This is a genomic window from Butyrivibrio sp. VCB2006 (assembly GCF_000420945.1).
In the GTDB taxonomy this organism is placed as follows: Bacteria; Bacillota; Clostridia; order Lachnospirales; family Lachnospiraceae; genus Butyrivibrio.
In genome coordinates, this window is the sequence record NZ_ATVX01000001.1 from 176491 (window position 1) to 199385 (window position 22895).

Annotated in this window: 18 protein-coding genes; all 18 read left to right on the forward strand. The window is 42.1% G+C overall.

All coding sequences use genetic code 11. The features are described 5' to 3' along the window. Nucleotides 1-55: 55 nt before the first annotated feature. The 18 genes from G613_RS0100740 (at nt 56) to rlmB (ending at nt 22851) form a co-directional block, all read left to right on the forward strand. Nucleotides 56-2359, forward strand: a complete 2304-nt coding sequence (locus G613_RS0100740; protein WP_029230820.1) for a hypothetical protein — start codon at nt 56-58, stop codon at nt 2357-2359. Between the two features lie 95 nt (nt 2360-2454). Beyond that, on the forward strand, nt 2455-4308 hold the full coding sequence (locus G613_RS0100745) for an EAL domain-containing protein (RefSeq protein WP_029230821.1): 1854 nt from the start codon (nt 2455-2457) through the stop codon (nt 4306-4308). A gap of 13 nt (nt 4309-4321) precedes the next feature. Next, complete coding sequence (locus tag G613_RS0100750) at nt 4322-4759, forward strand: hypothetical protein (protein ID WP_029230822.1); 438 nt, start codon at nt 4322-4324, stop codon at nt 4757-4759. A gap of 1 nt (nt 4760) precedes the next feature. Next, nucleotides 4761-5312: a GNAT family N-acetyltransferase gene (locus G613_RS0100755; protein ID WP_081647716.1), complete on the forward strand. Its 552-nt coding sequence runs from the start codon at nt 4761-4763 to the stop codon at nt 5310-5312. Between the two features lie 223 nt (nt 5313-5535). Beyond that, on the forward strand, nt 5536-6054 hold the full coding sequence (locus tag G613_RS0100760) for a CarD family transcriptional regulator (protein ID WP_029230824.1): 519 nt from the start codon (nt 5536-5538) through the stop codon (nt 6052-6054). Between the two features lie 137 nt (nt 6055-6191). Then, nucleotides 6192-7913, forward strand: a complete 1722-nt coding sequence (locus G613_RS0100765) for a methyl-accepting chemotaxis protein (protein ID WP_029230825.1) — start codon at nt 6192-6194, stop codon at nt 7911-7913. 144 nt (nt 7914-8057) lie between these two features. Further along, nucleotides 8058-10532 carry a response regulator gene (locus G613_RS18285; protein WP_051151009.1) on the forward strand — a complete coding sequence of 825 codons (2475 nt, stop codon included), beginning with the start codon at nt 8058-8060 and terminating at the stop codon, nt 10530-10532. 56 nt (nt 10533-10588) lie between these two features. Then, complete coding sequence (locus G613_RS0100785) at nt 10589-13264, forward strand: DegV family protein (protein WP_029230829.1); 2676 nt, start codon at nt 10589-10591, stop codon at nt 13262-13264. A gap of 3 nt (nt 13265-13267) precedes the next feature. Further along, a complete protein-coding gene (locus G613_RS0100790) occupies nt 13268-15193 on the forward strand; it encodes an EAL domain-containing protein (protein WP_029230830.1) in 1926 nt (641 codons plus the stop codon). Then, nucleotides 15168-16199, forward strand: a complete 1032-nt coding sequence (locus G613_RS18290; protein ID WP_029230831.1) for a response regulator — start codon at nt 15168-15170, stop codon at nt 16197-16199. Before G613_RS0100790 ends, G613_RS18290 begins: the two co-directional genes overlap by 26 nt. Before the next feature lie 13 nt (nt 16200-16212). Continuing rightward, nucleotides 16213-16983, forward strand: a complete 771-nt coding sequence (locus tag G613_RS0100800; RefSeq protein ID WP_029230832.1) for a response regulator — start codon at nt 16213-16215, stop codon at nt 16981-16983. Nucleotides 16984-17126: 143 nt separating this feature from the next. Continuing rightward, nucleotides 17127-18431, forward strand: a complete 1305-nt coding sequence (locus tag G613_RS0100805; protein WP_029230833.1) for an alanyl-tRNA editing protein — start codon at nt 17127-17129, stop codon at nt 18429-18431. Nucleotides 18432-18534: 103 nt separating this feature from the next. Then, the gene (locus tag G613_RS0100810) at nt 18535-19251 is read left to right on the forward strand and encodes an AzlC family ABC transporter permease (RefSeq protein ID WP_029230834.1); all 717 of its coding nucleotides are present in this window, start codon (nt 18535-18537) and stop codon (nt 19249-19251) included. Next, nucleotides 19244-19552 (forward strand): AzlD domain-containing protein, encoded by a 309-nt coding sequence (locus G613_RS0100815; RefSeq protein ID WP_029230835.1) that lies wholly within the window; start codon nt 19244-19246, stop codon nt 19550-19552. The genes G613_RS0100810 and G613_RS0100815 overlap by 8 nt, the downstream gene beginning before the upstream one ends. Before the next feature lie 46 nt (nt 19553-19598). Then, on the forward strand, nt 19599-20147 hold the full coding sequence (ispF, locus tag G613_RS0100820) for a 2-C-methyl-D-erythritol 2,4-cyclodiphosphate synthase (RefSeq protein WP_029230836.1): 549 nt from the start codon (nt 19599-19601) through the stop codon (nt 20145-20147). An 88-nt stretch (nt 20148-20235) separates the two neighbouring features. Then, nucleotides 20236-21660, forward strand: a complete 1425-nt coding sequence (cysS, locus tag G613_RS0100825) for a cysteine--tRNA ligase (protein WP_029230837.1) — start codon at nt 20236-20238, stop codon at nt 21658-21660. After that, entirely contained in the window at nt 21645-22085 is a 441-nt protein-coding gene (locus G613_RS0100830) for a Mini-ribonuclease 3 (RefSeq protein WP_029230838.1), read from the forward strand. The genes cysS and G613_RS0100830 overlap by 16 nt, the downstream gene beginning before the upstream one ends. Before the next feature lie 16 nt (nt 22086-22101). Further along, on the forward strand, nt 22102-22851 hold the full coding sequence (gene rlmB / locus G613_RS0100835; RefSeq protein WP_029230839.1) for a 23S rRNA (guanosine(2251)-2'-O)-methyltransferase RlmB: 750 nt from the start codon (nt 22102-22104) through the stop codon (nt 22849-22851). The last annotated feature ends 44 nt before the right edge of the window (nt 22852-22895 follow it).

Sequence of the window (22895 nt, forward strand, 5' to 3'; positions counted from 1 at the left end):
ACAGGAATTTATCGTGATACATAGCAATTTACCCACAGGAAAGGCATAAACATATATGAAAATCCATTTCGACAAACTATACAAAGACGACAGAAAAGACGAACTTCTGGGTATTGGCGTGCCTTTTCCCAAGGGTGAACTTAGCAAAAAAGACTTTGAAAGGCTGGCGGTGCTGGATAGCGGAAGCATTATTCCGTCGCAGTTTAAGGTTACCAGCACCTGGGATGATGGATCTATTCGCTTTGTCTATGCAAGGTTTCTTGGGTCTTTGCCGGGAAATGCAGCCAAAGATTTTGTGCTTGTTACCACGTCCAGCTTTATCGACAGCAGTAATGCTTTTGCAGATCAGATTGATAATAATCTGGTGACTAAGACTCAGAGCACGATTTCTTTTTCCAATGGAATAATAAATTTCAGAGTTTCGGACTTTCAGTCCAATATCTTTGAAGGTCTTTCCGTGGATGGGCATGTGTTTGAGAAAAAGCAATTCGTAGGTCCTAATCTTAAGCTGGATGGATGCACCCTTCCCCCGATTTTTGAGCTGTGGAATGTAGTGGAAAACGGACCAATTTTTACCATTTTGGAGGCTACAGGTCATTTTGATGACAGGGATAAGAATCTTAGCGGTGAGGGGATTAAGTTTACCCTGCGGCTTTCTCTGACAAGTGATAAACCCTGGATTGATGTGGCAATCAAGATCATCAACTGTACTCAGGAGACCATAGAACCGGATCAGCTGGTATTTGAGATCAGAAATCTGGGAAAAGAAAAGGTGACTCCAAGAACTACAGTGGGAATATCCAATTATAAGACGGCTTTTGACAGCAGTGATGACGGAGCTTTTGTATCACAGCTTATTACTGCGGAAAAGCTGGAAAAAGAAGCAAATGAACACTTTGCGGAAGTTATATACGGAACATTCCTTGCGGATGTTTCTGATTTTGGCGATGGATACGGAGTCTGTGCCACGGTATTCCAGGCTCAGCAGAATTTCCCCAAGGCCATAAGCGCCGGCAGCGATGGCATTAAGATATATCTTTTGCCAAATAAGCATGAAGTTGCGGAAGTGTCCAAGGCTTCTCCCGTGAGATTCGAGTCAGGAATGGCAAGGGAGCAGAGATTTCTTTTGCATTTCCATGAGTCTGGGGAGGACCTGTACGAGCTTAATAACAGGAGCATTATTTATCAGATGCCTGATACAGGCTATGTGGATCCTGAGGTATTTGAAGAAGCGGGAGTATTTCCTGATATTTTCCTGCCTTCGGACAAACAGATAGATGATGTGGAGATAGCGCTGATAGATAAGGCCGATTCCCATGCCAGATGCTACGGGATGCTGTGCTGGGGAGATGCTCCGGATCCTGGGTATACTGCCCAGGGAAGAGGCGGCGGAGATCTGGTCTGGACCAACAATGAGTATGATTATCCTCATGCCATGTATCAGATGTACGCAAGAAGCGGCATTCGAAGAATGCTGGACTATGCAAATGTAGCCTGCTGGCACTGGATGGATGTGGATATTTGTCACTATAATACGGATCCTCTTTTCGTAAATGGACAGTGGGAGCATCAAAGAAGACACACAGGCGGTTCTGAGGACGGGAAGGGCTCTAAGGGTATTATGGCCTGCTCTCATGAGTGGGTTGAAGGCTTGATTGATCATTATCATTTTACCGGGGATGAGAGAGCCATGGAGGCGGCTCTTGGCATAGGAGAAAATGTTCTTGCGCTTCTTGATACTCCCGAGTATCAAAAGCCCGGAGAGATAAGTGCCAGAGAAACCGGATGGGCTCTTAGGAGCCTGACAGCTCTTTTTGTGGAGACACATGATAAAAAGTGGCTTGGAAAGGCAGACTGGATTGTAGGACAGTTTGAGCAGTGGAACGACAGGTACGGCAACTGGCTTTCACCCTACACGGATAACACTACTATCCGTGTGGGTTTCATGATATCTGTGGCTGTGGGGTCCCTGATGCGTTACTACAGAGTTTTTTCAAGTGAAAGAGTCAGAAAGCTTATCATGAAGGCAATCGACGATATCGTTGATAATTGCAGGACTCCTCACGGACTCTTTTACTACAAAGAGCTTCCCAGCCTGTCACGAAACGGTAATAACACACTTCTTCTTGAGTCCATGGCAATTGCCTATGAACTTACGGGAGAGGACAGATATCTGGATTACGGCATAAAGACTTTTAGAAAGCAGATAGTATCTTCAAGCGGAGCTATCGGTAATAAGAAAATAGTGGAAGATACAGTGATGGTCGGAACGGGACCAACCAAGAATTTTGCGCAGTCATTCCTGCCATTGACACTGTTTTATGTCAAAGCGGTACAAGCAAATAAGTTGTTGCAATAGGAGTTTTATATTATAATTTATTTATGGAAATACGAACACCTATAATCGCAATATTAGTATCAATCATACTGCTTGTTATATACCTGAGAAGGAATTTGTCGCAGCTTATTTCTGCGAGAGTTTTCTTCATTTTCTTAGTGTCGGTCTTTTTTAACAATCTGTGCGAAATCCTGGAATGTGCTGCGTTTTTGCTTATAGGAGAGAAGGATAACGCGGCTTCTATTAGGGGAGTAACCCAGATTTTATATGTGGGATCTCTGCTGTTTTGCACATTTATCATGTGCATTTACGTCTATACCAAGACAACCTTAAAAAGAACTCTTTCAAATAAAATGGTGGTGATAACGGGGCTTCCTGTTATCTTTGCGGTAATTACCTCAATTATTTTGGGAATTAAGGCGGGAATAAACTCCTACGGATATTACTATAACTACGGACCTGCCGCTCAGGTCTGCTATATGGTTGGCTTTATTTATATCTTTTTGTCGCTTCTTAGAGTAATAGTACTAAGGGGGCGTATTCCCAAGGAAAGCTTCTTTGCCATATTCTTTGGACTTATTATTTGGACTGTATTGTCACTTTATCAGTTTATTGACAGAGGAATGCAGGTTTCTGCCATAGCAATGATGCTGATGGCGCTGATTCTTTTCCTGTCCATGGAAAATCCAAGAGAGTATTTCGAAAGATCCATTGAGGGTATCAGAAACAGAGATGCATTTGAGATGGCTCTTTTTGAGAAGATAGGTCTAAAAAAAGATTTCTTTGTAGTATCAGTTATCTTTACCGGAAAAACTGCAGTCATGTCCAACTCGGAGAGAAGTGAAATGACTGATCTGATGAAGATTGTAGGTAAGATTTCAGAAAGCTATGTTGGGGCGCCGGCATATCTTTTTAACTGGAATACGCTGTGTTCTATAGTCAGAAATCCTGAGAAGGTTGAGACCTTTATGAATATAGTCAACAACCTTAAGGACAACGAAGGCAAGAACTACAGGCTTACCTTTAGTATTCTGGAACTTCCCAAGTATGCGAAGGAAGTTGACAAAGCGCTTCAGATTCTGACCTATGTTTCCGGCGAATATGCCTATACACAGTCCACACCTAATCTTGTAATCGACCAGAGCGTTGTGGACAAGATGACCTATAGAAATTCCATTGAGGATGTGGTGAGAACGGCTGTAAAAGAAAAAGCATTTGAAGTATATTATCAGCCTATCCTCTGCGTTGCAGATGGAAGCTTTTCATCGGCGGAGGCTCTGGTAAGACTAAAAAGACCGGATACAGAGAACTATATTTCACCGGAAGATTTTATTCCTATAGCCGAGAAATGCGGACTTATTCAGGAAATAGACGATCTTGTTTTTGAGAAGGTTTGCTCGTTTATTGCAAAAGAGAACCTTTCAAGCTATGGAATAAGGACCATAGAGGTAAATCTTTCCGGAAATGAAGTGGTGGATGAACAGACCCATACAAGACTCATCAACAAGATGAATAAGTATCACATTCCACCTAAGTTCATCAATTTTGAAATTACCGAGACCTCATACATCAACAATGATGAGGTGTTCAAAGAAAATGTTGCAAGGCTTCGTGAGAGCGGAAGTACAATTTCCATGGACGATTTTGGCTCAGGATATTCCAATCTTTTGGAAATTCTTAAAATGGATTATGCACTTGTTAAGATGGATAAAGAGTTCGTATGGAACTGTCTTGATAAGGACAAACCTGAAAATATGAGAATGATGGATTATACCATCAATTTCCTCAAGGACTTTGGACTTCATATTCTGGCAGAAGGCGTAGAAACTCTTGAACAGGCCAAAATCCTTATCGATAAGGGCGTTGAATATCTTCAGGGATTCTATTATTCAAGGCCGATACCGGAAGATGAATACATCGATTTTTTGAAATCACAAAAGGGTTTGTTTGCTAAAGGTGAGCAAAACTGAAAGGAGATCAGTTATGAACGAAGGGCTTTATAATGCTGTATTTTGCTATGGTGAGAACAAGGTGGATCCATTTGAGCTGACAGCGGTGGATTTCGACAGGATTATCGGAGACATGAAGCTAGTTGGCTACGAAATCAACTCTCTTAATATTGTTCATCAGATCATGCTTGAACAGCTTGATAATCTCCTTAAGACCAAGAGCAAGATTATTGAGGAGACTATGGACCTAGATAATAAGGATGACTTCTGCAGAGAGAAATACGGACTTTCCTTCAAGGACATTGTTGCTCTTGATCCACAGCACGATATCGAGTGGGATATTAAGAGCGGCAAAGTTATCTTCTTCCTTTCCCACGAGGCTATGCACAAGGAGGAGGCATACTTTACTATCTTCAAAAAATCTTTCGACGCCTTTACTGCGAAAACAGGCTTCCAGTATATGAGTATGTGATATGGGAATGATTTTGGAAACTGATAGATTGATTCTTAGAGGCTGGAGAGATGAAGATGCTCCCAGCCTCTTTAAATATGCCAGCGATGACCGGATTGGTCCTGCCGCCGGGTGGCTTCCACATAGGGATGTAAACTATTCAAGAGCTGTTATTCGTACAATATTTGCCAGGGATGAGGTGTATGCCATCTGCCTTAAAGGGCAGGGAGGCGAACCTGTAGGCAGCATAGGACTTACTCTGGAGGGTAGCCCGGAAAGGCCGCTTGGGGATAATGAAGCGGAGCTTGGGTACTGGATCGGATACCCCTATTGGAATAGGGGATTTGTTACAGAAGCTGTAAAAGAAGTGATCAGGCATGGGTTTGATGACCTGGGGCTTACCAGAATCCTTTGCGGGTACTTTGATGGTAATCTAAGGTCTAAGAGAGTCCAGGAAAAATGCGGATTTAAGTACATGATCACTAATGAAAAGTCGAAAGTAACTATGCTTGGAGAAGTGAGGGTTGAGCACATGAGCGTAATTACTAGAAAAGACTACTATGATATCTTGTAAAATCACTTGGAATCTGACCTAAAAAATTTCACAAAAAAGACGTAAATTTTACGTGAGAAAGTATTACAAAATTTGTAATATCGTGATATAATAAGGCCATGCGAGTGAGAACATGGTGAGTGGGGACCAAGGACATTCCTACGTCCATGTTTTTTTAATCTTCAGCCATGAAAGCGCTTTCAGAGTTAACAGGAGTTTTTGTTTCAGACTAAGGAGGAACAGAATGTTAAATATTGGAGAGTGCGTTATTTACGGTAGTCATGGTTTATGCCAGGTACGAGAAATACTTGTACCATCGTTTCTTGAGAGGGGCAAAGAGAAACAGTATTACATGATGATTTCCGCAGTGGATGCCGGAAGCGTCCTCTACGTACCTGTAGAGGGAGCCGAAGACAAGATTCGAGAAGTCATTAGCGCTGACTATGCTGAAGATTTGATAGACGACATCGAGGAAGTAGAAGAAGTTGAACTTCCGGAGGGCAAAAAGGCCGAACCCGTTGTATTGGAAATTGTTAAGAGAAATGTTGCGGAAGAAATGATGGGTCTTGTGAAGTCCTTGCGCAGGATCAAAGCTACTCGCGAAGCAGAAGGCAAGAAGTTTGCGACACTTAATGAAAGATATCTGAATATGGCTGAAAAGCTTCTTTACACCGAACTTGCTTATTCTCTTGAGACTGAAAAAGATATCGTCAAGAGAAGGGTAATAGAAATGCTTTCAGAGCTACCAATGGAGACTGCATGATTGCAGTCTCTATTTGTCTTGAGTTTATATAAACTTAATAATATAAAACAACTAAAATATCGGATTTTCGTTTATAATATAAATGCCCAATTGTCAAAAAGTTTTCTTTTTGTTGTAAGAGTATTGGAGGCCCTTATATGGAAACGAGAGTGCGTAACGGTAAACTTATCCAAAAGCTTATTTTCGCAGCAGTAGCAGCAATCGTAGCTGTTGCAACAGCCCTCACTGTTCTTAGTGGTGTTGAAATCTCAAAGACCTACAAGAATTTGGTAACAGAAGAACTTCTTGTGGCCGTTGAGCAGCTGGACAGTGAAATGAACAACGTATGGGATGGAGATTGGAGTTTCCAGGACGGAATTGTCTATAAGGGCGAAGAAAATGTCATGGAAGAGTACGAGAATATCATGGATGCTCTTAAAAACAAGACCGGTATAGAATACTCAATTTTCTACGGTAAAGAGCGTGTTATCACCACCATGATGGACTCTTCAGGAAAAAAGGCCACCGGCTACAATATTTCAGATACAGTATATGGTACGGTTGTAACCAATAAGCAGGAGTTCTTTATTCAGACCACTCCTGCCGGCGCAGCAAAGCCGTATTACTGCTACTATATTCCTCTTAAGCAGGCCGACGGAACAGCTGTAGGTATGGTATTTGCAGGAAGAGAAAGTGATTCCGTAAAAAGGACTATAACCAATATTGTTCTTCAGATGGTAGTGATTTCTTTGATACTTACTATAGTTGTATCTTCAGTAGGTATTATTATCGCTAATAAGTCATCAGGTAAGATGCGAGCCATCGCTGATGAGCTTGGAAGCCTTTCAAGAGGTGAACTTAAGCTAAACATTGATCAGTCCTCCATCGACAGAAACGATGAGATTGGTCTTCTTGCTGACGGAGCCAAGACTCTTAGTGAGAAGCTTAGCGAAGTAATCAGAACCACAATGGATATGTCCAATGAGCTTAAAACTTCCGGAACCGAACTTGCAGATTCTGCTAATCAGGCATCGGTAGCTTCCACTCAGGTTTCACAGGCCGTGGATGAAATCTCAAGAGGTGCTGTATCACAGGCAGACAGCGTAGAGACTGCTGCAGGTAATACACAGGATATCGGAAAAGATATTGATGAAGTTGCTGATAATGTACAGCAGCTTAACGGATATGCAAGCGAGATGAAGACATCCTGCGAAGCAGCTATGTCAGCTCTCGGCAAGCTTATTGATCAGAGCCAGCAGGTTCAGTCCTCAGTTAGTGATATCGGACAGACCATTAATTCAACAAACGATTCAGCTAAAGAGATTTCCAAATTCTCTCAGGCTATTACAGAAATTGCATCACAGACAAACCTTCTTTCACTTAATGCAAGTATTGAGGCTGCAAGAGCCGGTGATGCAGGTAAGGGATTTGCGGTAGTTGCAACTGAGATTGGACAGCTTGCTATTCAGAGTAGCAACAGCGCAGAAGAAATCAAGAAGATTGTTGATCAGCTTCTTGCAGATTCAGAAGCTTCTGTAGAAGTAATGCAGAGACTTAATGAGAGCTTTGAACAACAGTCACAGCAGCTTGATGATACCAAGACCAACATGCAGAGCATGGCTGATAATGTTTCTAACGTATCAGGAAGCGCTGACAGCATTTCACATCATATTGATAAGCTTAATACCGCCAAGGATAAGCTCCTTGAAATCATCTCTGACTTGTCCGCAATTTCAGAGGAAAATGCAGCTTCAACAGAAGAAACCAATGCTTCTATGCAGGAGCTCAATGCTACCTTCTCAATCATTACTGAGTCGGCAGGCAAACTTCAGGAGCTGGCTGAAGGACTTACAGAGACTATCAGCTATTTCAAACCTTGATAATTGTTTTCTCCTGAAATATATAAGTGTTACTCAAAAAAAGTGGTCAGAACATTGTTTCTGGCTGCTTTTTTTATGCAAATTTAATTAAAACCATTAACGAAATATAGTATACTTTATATACAAATAATGGAGGAAAATGCGGTGGAAAATGGCCGAGTAGACAATGAACTAAAAAAGGTTTCGTACCTTCTTTTAATATTGGCAATGACTATTCTTGCTGCTCTGATCATAGTACTCAACAGAATTCTTAATTGGGAATTATGGATTATTCCTGTTATTGTGGTGGGAGTCGGACTGGCCTGGACCACATATGTAATAAATCAGATTTCCACCAAAATGCAGCTTTACTTTAGCGGATGCTTCTTTGTTTTTTTGGTTTTCTATTACTGCATGAAAATCAGTGCGGTCTATGACTGCGGAACTGTCCTGGTAATAATGATTCTTATCTTTTCTTTCACCAGAGAAAAGATTTTGACCTGGGTAGGCACTGTTAGTGCAGTTTTCAGCCTTATTTTCCATTTGGTAGTTAGATATAGTGAAAATAATCTGACGGTAGATCTTTACAGCGTTGTAAGGACCACCGTGATCTTTATTTTGGTGCCTATAAGTGCCTTTTTGATGGACAGGATCATTAAGGCCTGGTCCACTGCTGAGAGTAATTACCTTCAACAGATTGAGGTTTTACAGGAAGAAAATACAAGAGCCAATAATTTCCTTGCCAATGTTTCTCATGAAGTACGTACACCTATAAGTGCGGTTATAGGCCTGTCATATGTCCTTGAAAAGGAAGAACTTCCCGAGCAGACCATGAGTAAGGTAGAGGCTATTTCGGATGCGGGCCACAGAGTGGCTGAGCAGATCACTGATATTCTTGATTTCACAGAAATAGATATGCAGAAGATTGCGGTAAGAAGTGAAAACTATACTATCAGCTCTGTAATTAACGATCTTTTGACCAAGCTCTATCAGACTCAAAATTACGAGGTTGAGCTGGTTGTTGACGTGGACTCAAGTATTCCATCGGTTCTTGTGGGGGATGATGGAAAAATAAAGAGGATTTTGTGGCACCTTATCAGAAATGGCCTAAAATTCACGAAAATCGGTGGCGTTTATCTGCACATTTATCCTATAAAAAGGGATTACGGAATAAACCTTGTCATGGAAGTTAAGGATTCCGGAATAGGAATGAGTGAAGATGAGATTGAAAATGCCTATGAAAAGTTCTATCAGGTAGATTCCGGAAGATCCAGATCCATGGGCGGTCTCGGACTTGGAATCCCGATTGCAAATGGTTTTACCGCTGCCATGGATGGAGTATTGTCTATCGAGAGTGCCCCCGGAGAAGGCACTACAGTCACAGTCAGCATTCCTCAGATGGTGGCTGACAGGAAGCCTTATGTCAGTATGGCTACCAAGCAATGGATTTCTGTGGCCGGTTTCATCAGCTATTTGGAAAAAGATATTCCCAAGATGCGTGAGTTTTATACTGACATGATGACTCATATGGCTGAGGGGCTTCAGGTTCCGTTTTACAGACTTCAGACCAGACAGGAACTTGAAAAACTTCTGGATACAACCACCATCACCCATATTTTTATTGGTACAGATGAGTATGTACCAAATAAAGACTACATAGACAAACTGGCTAAAGAAAAGAAGGTAGCTCTTTTAGCTGAAAGAGATTTTACGGGGGAAGTGGGCCCGGATATAACACTTATTCTTAAACCGCTTTTGCTGGAGCAGGTTGCAAGATTCCTTAGCCAGGGAACAGAGGAAGACAAGCCAGCAGATTCAGAGCAGGTGAGTTTCCCAGGAGTTAAAGCACTGGTTGTGGATGATGAACATATGAATCTGGTGGTTGCAAGGGAAATCTTTGAAGCCTACGGAATGGATATAACAACTGCTTCAAGCGGAGAAGAAGCCATTGAGCTTTGCGATACCCAGGACTTTGATGTGATATTTATGGATCACATGATGCCGGGCATGGACGGCGTAGAAGCAATGAAAAGAATCAGACAGAACGCCTCAAGACAGAGTAAGGAGCTATGCATCATAGCTCTTACAGCCAATGCCATTAGCTCTGCAAGAGAGATGTTCATGGCAGAAGGGTTTGATGGATTTGCTCCCAAGCCTATTGATATTGCAGAACTTGAGCGCGTTCTTAAGAGCGTTCTTCCTAAAAATAAGATTTCTTACTCCAAGGAAAAGCCTAAGAGAGTAAAAAAGGCAAAAGAAACACAGGCCCCGCAAAAGGAAGTTGATCCAATAGCTGTTCTTAAGGAAAAGAACGTGGATACAGACTATGGAATCGATTACTGCGGAGGTGACAAGGAGTTTTATTTTGAACTGCTGCAGGAGTATGTGGACAAAAAGGAAGAGAAGATAGAGGTAATAAATAATCTGCTGGAAACATCCAACATAAAGGACTATGAAGTAAGAGTACACGGAGTTAAGAGTACCTCCAAACTGATTGGTGCCCTGGAGCTTTCCGAGAAGGCCCGCCTTCTTGAAATGGCAGCCAAGAGCAGCGATGAAGGCTACATAAAAGACAATCACAAGGCCTTTATCGATGAGTATGAGGAACTTATGAACACCATAGCGGCGCTGTTTACCTGACTTTGATTTGAAACGAAATTTTTTGGCGCAAAGAGAAGTGAAGGGAGTCTTACTGTATGTATAAGAGGGTAAGAGCTTTTATCCTGAACATCCTTAATTCGGAGAGGAATATCAGGGCAAGGATATTCATATTGCTGACCATTATTGGTGTTGCTGCTATGCTTCTTTCTGTGGCAGTGGATGTGGTATTTGGAGAAAATCTAATTGAGATCATTACCCTTATCCTGACTACTGTCCTGGCTCCTTTAATTACTTATTTTGCCATTAAGAAGGACAAAATTCAGCTTGGAGCTGCTGTACTTGCTTCCGGAGTAGTTTTTGTGGTCGTTCCTGTTGCATTCTTGTTTGGGGGCGGCTTAACAGGAGGCGGAATTATCTGGTACTGCTTTGCCTATCTGTACATTGGACTTATTCTTGAGGGCAAGCTTAGAGCTGTTATGATTGCTCTTTTGTCTACTTTTGTTGTATCTATGTGCATATTTACTTTCTACTTCCCTAATCAGATTGAAAACCATGACAGAAGCATGTGGTATGCAGATTCTATTGCGGCCATAATTTCGGTTGGCCTTGCTGTTTATTTTATGGTCAGAATACAGTACAGACTGCTTTTTGATGAGAACCAGCACGCCATCGAGCAGGCACAGAAGATTGATGAACTCAATAAGGCTCAGAACAGATTCTTTTCCAGTATGAGTCATGAGATCAGAACTCCTATCAATACCATAATCGGATTAAATGAGATGATCCTAAGAGACCAGGTCAGCGGTGAGGTTGCCGAAAATGCCAGAAATATCCAGACTGCGTCTAAGATGCTTCTTTCGGTAATAAACGACATTCTGGATATGTCCAAGATTGAATCCGGCAAAATGGAGATCATTAAGGCCCAGTATGATGTGGGCAAGATGCTCTCGGAAATAGTAAATATTGTATGGGTTAAGGCAAATGAAAAGGGCCTTAAATTTAGTATTTATGTTGACCCCAGTATGCCATCAGCTCTTTTTTCCGATGAGGTGAGGCTCAAGCAGATTCTTATCAATCTCCTTAACAATGCCATTAAGTATACGGAAAGGGGCAGTGTGTCTCTTTCTGTGCATTGTAGCAAGACTTCAGACGGAAAAGCTGCGGTTACGTACTCTGTTGATGACACGGGAATTGGTATCAGTAAGGAAAATATCCCGTATCTTTTTGATGCTTTCCGCCGTGAGGATGAGGAAAAAAACAGGCATATTGAGGGAACCGGCCTTGGTCTTTCTATCGTTAAACAGCTTGTGGATCTGATGGGAGGCACCATCTCTGTTAATAGTGTTTATAGTAAGGGATCAAGCTTTATTGTATATCTGGAGCAGGAGATTGCTGAGGAATCGATTATTGGAGACTTTGATATTGGCAAGATCAGGGCGGAAGGAGACCGCTTTAAGTATCACCAGAGCTTTGAAGCTCCTGAATGTAGTGTTCTTGTAGTAGATGATAATTCGACGAATCTCCTTGTTGTAAAAAAGCTTCTTAAGGATACAAGGCTTACAATTGATACTGCCGATAGCGGTATGAAGTGCCTTGAGATGACTCTGAAAAAGAGATACGACATTATCCTTATGGACCACCTTATGCCACAGATGGATGGCATAGAATGTCTTCATGCGATAAGAGAGCAGGCAGGAGGCCTTTGTAAGGATATTCCTGTGGTTGCTCTTACAGCTAATGCAGGAAGCGAAAATCAAGCCCTTTATAGGAGAGAGGGATTTGATGAATATCTGGTTAAGCCTGTAGATGCCGTGGAACTTGAGCATACTGTGCTAACTCTACTTCCTAAGGATAAGGTTATGCAGATAGCCGAAGAGGGTGAAAGCTACGAGTCTGATATGATCGTCAGGGAAATGAAAAAAAAGATCCCGATCCTTATCACTACAGATTCAGTGGCGGACATTCCTCATGAGCTTATTGCCAAGTTGAATATTCCTGTTATTTCCTACAAGGTTCGTGTGAACGAAGGCGTCTTTTACGATGGAGCAGAGGCAGGAAGCGATAGCGTAATAAGAACTATGGATGGCAACAAGGTGATGGTTAACAGTGAGGCACCTACTGTGGCGGAGTACGAAGAGTTTTTCTCTGAGCAGCTTACAAGAGCGCAGCATATTATCCATATCTCTTCTGCCAAGCGCGTCAGCAAGGGCTATGTTAACGCCTGTGAGGCGGCTCTTACCTTCTATAATGTTAACGTTTTTGAATCCGGACAGATATCCAGCGGTACGGGACTACTGGTTCTATATGCCAAGGAACTGGCAGAGGCAGGCCTTTTAGATACGGATCAGATAATACATGAGCTTGAAAAGAAAAAGAACAAAATCAGAACCACCTGTATCATTGATAAGACTGAGTACCTGTATAGAGGCGGCTTTATTTCAGGAAGGGTAAGCAAGATTTGTGAGGCTCTTATGTTTCATCCTGCTCTTGAAGCCAGAAACTCCTCTATCAAAATATCCAGAATGTGGGTGGGAAATTTTGGCAGAGTAAAGGATAAGTACATCAAATCTGCTCTTGGTCAGCCAAGTAAGATCGATACAGACACTCTTATCATTACCTATGTGGGACTTAAACGCGGAGATGCTGAGCAGATCTGCGATGATGTAAAAAAGATTGTGCCATTTGAAAATATTTATCTGCAGAAGGCTTCTGCAGCAGTATCAATCAAGTGCGGATACGGAACCTTTGGTCTTATTTATGCGAGGAAGTAAGATATGGTAAATAACGTTATTTACTTTGAAATTGCATCGCTTCCGATCTTTGTCGTTCTGATGATAGCAACTATTACCAGGAAAATGGTTAAGGGCAGGACGAATTTTCTTTTGTTCCTGATCATTATCTTTGCCTTTGTGGCTACATTCAGCGACACTGTGGGAAATGTTATCGGTAAACATTTTCCCCTTAATGAAGCTGGAGTTATCGGCATAACAGTGTCTAACTACGTTTATTTCACAGCCAGAAGCGGTATGAATGCGGTTTATACATACTATCTGTTTTCGGTAACCAGAACCTGGTATCAGATAAGACAGTTTTGGAAAAGACTCATAATCCTGCTTCCGTACCTGATCACATTATGGATGCTTCTTTTCAATAAAAAGACACATTATGTTTTCAAGGTTACCAAAGAAGTGGGCTATGAAAGGGGCAGCCTTATCCTTGTGGTGTATGGACTTGCCGCTTTGTATATGGTCTTTGGAATAATATATCTGGTACTTAAAAGGCATCTGCTTAGTTTATCCGAGTGCCTGTCAATCGCCACACTATATGTATTTAATGTGGTGGGTGTTATTATCCAGTACTTTTATTCAAATATGCTGGTGGAATGCTATTTTACCAGTATGACGCTTCTTTTCATTGTTATTTTTGTTCAGAAGCCTGAGAAAAAGATTGATATGAATACGTCACTTCCCGGATATTTCGCCTACAAGGAAGAAATAGGCAAGATTGAGAGTACCGGACAGAAGGTTGAGATTATCATAGCCAGTATCGCCAATGCAGAGGAACTTAATAACTACCTTGGTGAGAAAGCCTATTACGAATATATTTACAACATGAACAGGGCTGTAGTGGCCTATGGCAAAAAAGAAAAAGTAGATTTCGATCTGTATTTTGAGACTCCCGGAAACTTTTATTTTATTGTTGAGGACAAGGACTACAATCCGGCCCAGGCTATTCCGGAGGTTAGAGATAAGATAAGAAACTTAAACGGCAGCATTTCAGCCATGGGAGTTAAAGCGGACCTTAGGATCGTGTCAGTTCTTTTTCCTGAGGATATCAACAGTGCAAACGAGCTTATAAGATTCGGTCATGATTTTGTCAGATATACCTCAGGTAAGATATTCTGCCATGCGGATCAGATCCTTGGTCAAAGAAACTATCAGATAGCCAGCAAACTGGATGAGATATTGGGAAACGCTATTGACAATCAGTCCCTGGAGGTGGATTTCTTCCCTATCTGGTCAGCTTCCCTGGAAAGAAAGATGTTCTATGCGGCAGCGCCAAAGGTTAGAAACGAAGCTTTTGGAGAAATCGATACGGATACCTTGGAAGAAGCGCTCATAGCAAGGGGCTCGGAAGTACTTATGGATGAGTACGTTATTGAAAGGGTATTTGACTATATTGGGGCAGGAAATCTTGCAAAAGAGGGTATGTCCTACGTTGTTGTTAAGCTTTCCAGATCTCTTGGTATGCAGACAAACTTCACGGATAGAATATGGAATCTTAGGGGGAAGTATAATGTTCACCCGGAGCAGGTTTGTTTTTCAATAAAAGAGTCAGGAGCATCCACATCCGGAACCTTTGATGAGAATATTAAAAAGCTGTCCTTGCAGGGCTACAGAATTGCAATTGATGGCTATGGAAATGGCTACTCCAATGTTAAGCGTATTGCTGAGTTGCCTATAAGCTCAGTAAGGCTTGATAAGAGCATGCTGGCCCAGGTGGATTCGGCAGGCGGAAGAGCAGTCTTAAGTGGAACTATCAGGACACTTACAAGTATTCCTCTTGCGGTAGTTGCCAGCGGTGTGGATGACAAGAAGACAAGAGATATGCTGTTTAATATGGGATGTGACCTGATGCAGGGTAAGTTCTTTGATGCATTTGAGGAGAAGGACAATGAAAAGAATTCTGATAGTAGATGATGAACCTATGATGCTTAAAATAGCAGAGAGGGCACTTAAGGATAATTATGAGACTGTAACTGCTCTTTCCGGCGAGGAAGCTTTGGATTATTTTGACAGCAGCTCTTTTGACCTGGTACTGTCTGATGTTAAGATGCCATCCATGTCCGGACTTGATCTGATGCTGAAAATGAGAGTTAAGGACCCTGATATTCTGGTGGTCTTCATGTCTGCTGATGACGGAGAAGTCAGTAGTGAAGAGATGATCAAGCAAGGTGCCTCAGGGTACATCAGTAAACCTATAAAGGCACAGGTCCTTAGCGAACTGGTTACGAGTCTTTTGTCAGGAGAAGCTCTTATTGCCGGAGACGGTGAGGAAAGCAAGGTGGATGAAGGAGCCGGTGGTAAAAATGCTTTGGATGATTCCTTGAATTTTAAAAAGGAAGAGGAGAAGCTTCCAGAATGGCTTGTTCTTGAGCCTTTGATAGATACCACGGAGGGCCTTAAAAACAGCGAGGATGCAGAGAGTTATATTTCTGCCATTAAGATTTTTTTGGAGCACGTAGATGACAATGTGGAGGTATTAAAAAGATGCCTTGAGGACGGGGATATCGAGAATTACACTATCAAAGCCCATGCTCTTAAGAGCACCTCAAGGATCATAGGTGCCATGGTTCTTTCTACGATGGCAGCAGCCATGGAGAGAGCCGGGAAAGTAAGGAACTTTAAGTTTATTTCAAAAGAGCATGAGGAATTCATTTCACTTTACAGAAAATATGAGCAGGTTTTCCTTAGCCACATGGAAACAAGTGACAAGGAGCCAATCCCACAAGCTGTCTTACAGGATATAATGGTGGCCCTTAAGGAATATGTTCAGGCAGAGGATTTCACTCTGACCAAGATGGCCATGGACTCCCTCAATGAATATAAACTGCCAGACGATATAGAAAAAACGGTTTTAAATATAAAGCATCATCTTTTAAAGCTGGATTGGGACCAAATTCGTGTTATTATGGATATAGAGTGATTAGGAGGAACCAATGGTAAGCAATCGAAATGTCCTTTTCATAAGTTCACAGGAAACCTTCTCTGTTCACGGTATGGAGACCAAGCTTAAGGAGATGGGTTATACCAGTCTGTACGTGCCGCTTGAGATCAAGCAGCTTCAGGAGCATGCTGATAAAGGGGAACTTATTGTTTATTACATGGATGAGACGGTTTCTGATGATCCTGCCTTTTTGGTCTTTCTCAAGGATCTGTGCATGGAGAAGGATAAGGGGCTTATTCTCATAGGCGCCAAGGAAGAATACAATGTAGTGGTTAAGACAGTGCCTCTTGACTGCGTATCTGCCTGGTTTGAGCGCCCGCTTGATATGAGGAAGTTCCTTCAGGCAGTGGAAAAGCAGTTTGACAGTATGGCTGAAACTCTTCTTCGTAAGACAATCCTTATAATCGACGATGATGTGGCTTACATGCAGACCATAAGAGAGTGGCTCAAGGAGTCTTATCAGGTGGCTATGGTTGACTCCGGTGTTAAGGCAATCAAGTGGCTTGCCATCAATAAAGCCGATCTGGTGCTACTGGACTACGAGATGCCGATAACTAACGGGCCACAGATTTTCGAAATGCTTAAGAGCGACTCGGACACTGGTGTTATTCCTGTTATGTTCCTTACGGGGCAGCAGAGCAAGGAAAGCGTCCTGACCGCCATGAAGCTCAAGCCTGTGGATTATCTTTTAAAGACCATCAACAAGGCCCAGCTCAAAGAAAAGCTTGATCAATACTTTGCAATCCAAAAGGGCAAGCTGTAAACCTTGATAATTCACCCCTGATCAGTAGCGCATACTGATTAGGGGCTTTTTTTGTAACAATATAGGTGCGAAATATGATAGAATAAGCCTTAGTGTATTTGATGAATAAAAATACAAAAACATGCGTGATTGGAATAAGTTAAATGACAAAAGAATTGTATTATGACAGTGCATATATATCAGAGTTTTTTGCGCAGGTTATAAGCTGCGAGAGAATTTCAACAAAATCTGATGGCGAAAAGAAATCTGAGTATGCAGTAATTCTTGATAGAACAGCTTTTTTCCCTGAGCAGGGCGGACAGGGCTGTGATGGCGGCTTTTTGGAAGTTGTGGCAGTTACGGATGATCAGGAAGGAACAGATCCTTCTTTGGAACAGGCCAGGGTTATTGATGTTAGCATAGAGGACAGTGAAGAGGGCTCAATCATTACTCATGTGGTAGATAAGGAAATTCCTGTTGGCTCCAAGGTCCGTGGATGTATAGACTGGCACCACAGATTCAGTAATATGCAGCAGCACACCGGAGAGCACATTTTCTCAGGGCTTGTCCATGGTAAGTTTGGTTACAATAATGTGGGCTTTCATCTAAGTGACAGTGAGGTGACTATGGACTATGACGGACCGATCACCTTGGAGGAAGCTTTAGAGCTTGAGAAAAGAGCTAACGAAGTGATCTGGAGCAATATTGAAGTATTGTGTGAGTTTCCCGAGGCTGACAGGTTAAAAGATATCCCATATCGCAGCAAAAAAGAGCTGGAGGGAGATGTCAGGATTGTGACAATTCCGGGAGTTGATATCTGTGCCTGCTGTGCGCCTCATGTTGACAGAACAGGCGAGATCGGACTACTTAAGGTTACAAATCTCCAGAACTATAAGGGTGGCGTAAGAGTTAATATCTTATGCGGGAAAAGAGCTCTTGAATATATAAATTCTGAACATGCTATTGTATCCGAGCTTTCCGGAATGCTTACAACTTCTTCTGATAAGATCATTACGTCTGTTAAAAGAGCTTTCGAGGACAATACAGAGCTTAAAACTCAGCTGACTAGAACAAAAGAAGAGCTTATAAGCTATGAAATTGAGAAGCTTTTAGGGGAAGATTCAAACGAAAACAGTAATTCTGATAAGAATGGTAGTGATGTTTTTGAGAGCACGGACAAAAGCGATATCTTTCTTATAAAGGATGATGGCTTCGATTCTAACATGATGCGTAAGTTCGTAAATGCTCTTGCAGAGAAAAAAGAAGGCTACTGCGGAGTGTTTGCGGGTTCTGCAAAAGAGGGATATAGATTCATTATCGGTTCTGGAAGTGCTGGTAAAGACTGCAGAGAACTTTGCAATGTAATGAGAACAGAATTTGGTGCTAAGGGCGGCGGACAGCCGGTCATGGTGCAGGGAAGTATAGGACCTGTCAGCATTACGGAAGTTATTAGGAAAATGGTGAATTGATATATTGAAATATTGAGATATTGAGATATTGAAATATTGAGATACTGATGCTGGGCTTAGATCTAATGACTTGAACATTCGGACGAGGAGAAATGAGGAGTCTATGAAAAGAGGAAGTTTTCGGGATTTTTTGGAGGGCTGTCAAAATGCCATCCCTATATGTTTGGGATATATAGCAGTTTCTTTTGCCTTTGGAATTGAGGCATCCAAGATTGGAATGACCACATTCCAGGCAGCAATGACATCGCTTCTTAATGTGACCAGTGCCGGACAGTTTTCTGCACTTGAGCTTATAGCCAGAAATGGCAGCTTTGTTGAACTGGCAATTTTGCAGTTTATAATTAACCTGCGATATATGCTGATGTCTACAGCTCTTTCACAGAGGCTTGGACCTGAGGTTAATACTCTTCAGAGAATGGGGATATCCTACGGTGTTACAGATGAGATATTCGCTGTCAGCATATTTAAAAGAGGTAAGCTCTATCCAATGTTTTCCTATGGATTAATAGCTACTTCCGTTTTCGGATGGGTTTTCGGAACTGTTCTCGGAGCAGTTGCGGGACAAATTCTTCCTCAGATTTTTATAAGCTGCCTGGGACTTGCTATTTACGGAATGTTCATAGCTATAATTGTTCCTGATACAAGAACCAACAAGGTTATAGCAGCGGTTGTCATAATAGCTATGGCCATGAGCGCAGTATTTACATATGCTCCGGTATTAAAAATGATTTCTTCGGGCTTTAGGATTATAATAGTAACAGTAGTTGTTGCGTTAGGGGCAGCCATAATAGCACCGGTCAAGGAGGAAAGTCATGAATAAAGTATATTTGTACATCCTTCTTATGGCGGGAGTTACTTATCTTATAAGGGCATTGCCGCTTACGCTTATCCGGAGGGAGATAAAGAGCAACCTGATCAAATCTTTTTTGCATTATGTTCCCTATGCTACTTTGGCAGCCATGACTTTTCCTGCAATATTGTCAGCGACGGATTATATGATATCATCTATTGTTGGATTTGCAGTGGCACTTTTTCTTGCATTAAATAAAAAGAGCCTTCTTACGGTGGCAGGAGCTTCCTGCTTTGCGGCATTTATCGTGGAGCTGTTCCTTATTCCGTAAGACAGGTTTGGAAGTATAAACAGATTAATAATAAGAGGAAATTGACATGAGAGTTGGAATGGGATATGATGTGCACCGGCTTGTGGAAGGCAGAGACCTTATCATTGGCGGCGTCAAGATTCCATATGAAAAGGGACTTCTAGGACATTCGGATGCGGATGTTCTTTTGCACGCTATAATGGATGCACTTTTGGGCGCAGCGGCTCTTGGAGATATAGGCAAGCACTTCCCTGATACGGATCCCAAGTATAAGGGAGCTGATTCGAGAGCGCTTCTTCGCGAAGTTGCAAGGCTTTTGGAAGAGGCAAACTATATGGTTGAGAATATCGATGCAACTATAATTGCCCAGGCACCCAAGATGAGACCCCATATCGATACAATGAGACAGAATATTGCAGAGGATCTTGGCATCGACATTTCACAGGTTAATGTTAAGGCTACTACTGAGGAAGGCCTTGGCTTTACAGGAACCGGTGAGGGAATATCCTCCCAGGCAATCTGTATGCTGAGCAGTTTCTTTGACAGTGGAATGTCTGTGTTTGACAGTGACAACGCTGAGCGATGTAGCAGTTGTCCGGGATGTCAGAAGCAGTAAGTTTTAGAGAATTACACTTGGCAAAAGAAATATCTTTTACCACAGAGATTTATATAATAAAAGATAATAATCAGGAGAATACAATAACATGGCACACAAATTTACATTTTATAATACCCTCGATAGAACTGTAGAAGAGTTTAATCCTCGCGAGGAGGGCAAGGTTTCAATTTATACCTGCGGACCTACAGTTTATCATTTTGCTCACATCGGTAATATCAGAACTTATATCATGCAGGATGCTCTCATCAAATCCCTTGAGTATGCAGGATACGATGTAAAAAGAGTTATGAACATCACAGATGTAGGTCATCTTTCTTCAGATGCCGATACCGGCGAAGATAAAATGCTTTCAGGCGCAAAGAGAGAGCACAAGACTGTAATGGAAATCGCAAAGTTCTATACTGATGCGTTCTTTAATGACTTTGATGCTGTTGGAAATAAGCGTCCTGACGTGGTAGAACCAGCTACAAACTGCATTCCTGAGTTTATTCATATGGTAGAAGTTCTTCTCGAGAAGGGCTATGCCTATGTTGCAGGCGGAAACGTATATTTTGATACAAGTAAGCTCAAAGATTACTATGTTTTCTCTTCAGAGGTAGAAAAAGAGCAGCTCCAGGTGGGTGTTCGTGACGACGTAGAAGAGGATACTAACAAGAAAAATAAGACAGACTTTGTTCTCTGGTTTACAAAGTCCAAGTTTGAAGATCAGGCTCTTAAGTGGGAGAGTCCATGGGGAGTAGGTTATCCCGGATGGCACATTGAGTGCTCATGCATTTCAATGAAGCACCTTGGGGAATTTATCGATATCCACTGCGGTGGTGTAGATAATATCTTCCCTCACCACACAAATGAGATTGCCCAGTCAGAGAGCTATCTTGGCCATGAATGGTGCAAATACTGGTTCCATTCCAACCACCTTAATGACAAATCAGGCAAGATGAGTAAGTCCAAGGGAGCAGTCCTTACAGTTTCTGTTCTCAAGGAAAAAGGCTATGATCCACTGGTTTACAGATTCTTCTGCCTCCAGTCACATTATCGTAAGCCACTTGAGTTCTCCTATGAGGCTCTTGATCAGGCAGCTCAGGCCTTTAATAAGCTTGTAAAAAGAGTATCTGAGCTTAAGGAAGATGGCGCAGTAGATGAGACAGTAAAGGCTGAGTTTGAAGGCAAATTTGCTGATGCTGTATGCAGCGATCTTAATACATCAATGGCAGTTACAGTTCTGTATGATGCTCTTAAGGCTGACACTAACGATGCAACCAAGCTTGCACTTGTTGAGAGCTTTGATAAGGTTCTTTCACTTGATCTTGTTGGACATGCCAAGAGCCTTTCTGAGGGTCAAAGTGTTGATCCTGAGCTTGAGAAGTTCATCCTTGATGCTATTGAGAGAAGAGCAAATGCCAAGAAAGCCAAGGACTTTGCAACAGCTGATGCTATAAGAGCAGAGCTCTTAGAGAAGGGCGTAGAGATCAAGGATACTCGTGAGGGAGTTAAATGGCAGCTGATTTGAATGCGTTTATAAATGAGAAATTTGGAATACAGCCACAGGATATCAGGACATATTCGCCTCTTACACTGGCCTATATAGGTGATGCCTTTTTTGACATTATTATCAGATCAATACTGGTCAATAAGGGCAACACTGCGGTTAATAATCTTCACAAGAGGGCTAGCAGTATAGTTAAGGCACAGACTCAGTCTGCTATGGTCAAGGCTCTTATGGATGACCTTACACAGGAAGAACAGGACTACTATAGAAGGGGGCGTAATTCCAAACCCCATACCAAGGCCAAAAATGCTTCAACTATTGAGTATCTTGATGCGACAGGGTTTGAAGCGGTCATGGGATTTCTTTACCTGACTGGGGATCTGGATAGGGCCATGGAACTTGTGAATATGGGAATCGAGAGGCTTGGACTTGATGTCCTGGAGTAACGAAAACGAGGTATATATGGAAGAAAATTTTGAGAGCAGAATTATAGAAGGAAGAAATGCCGTACTTGAGGCATTCCGTTCAGGCAAGACCATCGATAGAGTATTTATCCTTGATGGTTGCAAGGATGGTCCTGTTCAGACAATCCTTAGAGAAGCCAAGAAACACAAGGATACCGTTATTTCTTTTGTCAAAAAAGAGCGTCTTGACCAGCTCTCTGAGACAGGTAAGCACCAGGGTGTAATTGCCTATGGCGCATCTTATAACTATGCAGAGGTTGACGACATCCTTGAAAGAGCCAGGCAGAAGGGTGAAGATCCTTTTGTGATCATTCTTGACAATATTGAGGATCCTCACAACCTGGGAGCTATCATTCGTACAGCTAACCTTGCCGGTGCTCATGGAGTTATTATTCCCAAGCATAGGGCAGCTTCTCTTACAGCAACTGTTGCCAAGGCTTCAGCCGGTGCTATTAACTACACACCAGTAGCCAAGGTTACAAATATTGCCAATACCATAGAGGAACTTAAGGATAAGGGACTTTGGTTTGCCTGCGCTGATATGGGCGGCACAACAATGTATCAGCTTAATTTAAAGGGGCCCATCGGACTTGTAATCGGCAATGAGGGCAGCGGAGTTTCAAGACTTGTAAGAGAAAAGTGCGATATGATCGCATCTATCCCTATGAAGGGAGATATTGATTCACTTAACGCTTCTGTAGCCTGCGGCGTTCTTGCATTTGAAGTTGTAAGACAGAGATTATCATAATATAGATGGATGCCGATTTCTATAAGAGGCATGACTGTGAGAAT

What these genes read in the sequence shown, in the direction of transcription:
- G613_RS0100750 (WP_029230822.1), top strand. Translation starts at nt 4,322, where the DNA reads ATGAACGAAGGGCTTTATAATGCTGTATTTTGCTATGGTGAGAACAAG.
- G613_RS0100805 (WP_029230833.1), top strand. Translation starts at nt 17,127, where the DNA reads ATGACAAAAGAATTGTATTATGACAGTGCATATATATCAGAGTTTTTT.
- G613_RS18290 (WP_029230831.1), top strand. Translation starts at nt 15,168, where the DNA reads ATGAAAAGAATTCTGATAGTAGATGATGAACCTATGATGCTTAAAATA.
- G613_RS0100755 (WP_081647716.1), top strand. Translation starts at nt 4,761, where the DNA reads ATGGGAATGATTTTGGAAACTGATAGATTGATTCTTAGAGGCTGGAGA.
- G613_RS0100765 (WP_029230825.1), top strand. Translation starts at nt 6,192, where the DNA reads ATGGAAACGAGAGTGCGTAACGGTAAACTTATCCAAAAGCTTATTTTC.
- G613_RS0100785 (WP_029230829.1), top strand. Translation starts at nt 10,589, where the DNA reads ATGTATAAGAGGGTAAGAGCTTTTATCCTGAACATCCTTAATTCGGAG.
- G613_RS0100760 (WP_029230824.1), top strand. Translation starts at nt 5,536, where the DNA reads ATGTTAAATATTGGAGAGTGCGTTATTTACGGTAGTCATGGTTTATGC.
- G613_RS0100800 (WP_029230832.1), top strand. Translation starts at nt 16,213, where the DNA reads ATGGTAAGCAATCGAAATGTCCTTTTCATAAGTTCACAGGAAACCTTC.
- G613_RS0100790 (WP_029230830.1), top strand. Translation starts at nt 13,268, where the DNA reads ATGGTAAATAACGTTATTTACTTTGAAATTGCATCGCTTCCGATCTTT.
- G613_RS0100810 (WP_029230834.1), top strand. Translation starts at nt 18,535, where the DNA reads ATGAAAAGAGGAAGTTTTCGGGATTTTTTGGAGGGCTGTCAAAATGCC.
- cysS (WP_029230837.1), top strand. Translation starts at nt 20,236, where the DNA reads ATGGCACACAAATTTACATTTTATAATACCCTCGATAGAACTGTAGAA.
- G613_RS0100830 (WP_029230838.1), top strand. Translation starts at nt 21,645, where the DNA reads ATGGCAGCTGATTTGAATGCGTTTATAAATGAGAAATTTGGAATACAG.
- G613_RS0100740 (WP_029230820.1), top strand. Translation starts at nt 56, where the DNA reads ATGAAAATCCATTTCGACAAACTATACAAAGACGACAGAAAAGACGAA.
- rlmB (WP_029230839.1), top strand. Translation starts at nt 22,102, where the DNA reads ATGGAAGAAAATTTTGAGAGCAGAATTATAGAAGGAAGAAATGCCGTA.
- G613_RS0100815 (WP_029230835.1), top strand. Translation starts at nt 19,244, where the DNA reads ATGAATAAAGTATATTTGTACATCCTTCTTATGGCGGGAGTTACTTAT.
- ispF (WP_029230836.1), top strand. Translation starts at nt 19,599, where the DNA reads ATGAGAGTTGGAATGGGATATGATGTGCACCGGCTTGTGGAAGGCAGA.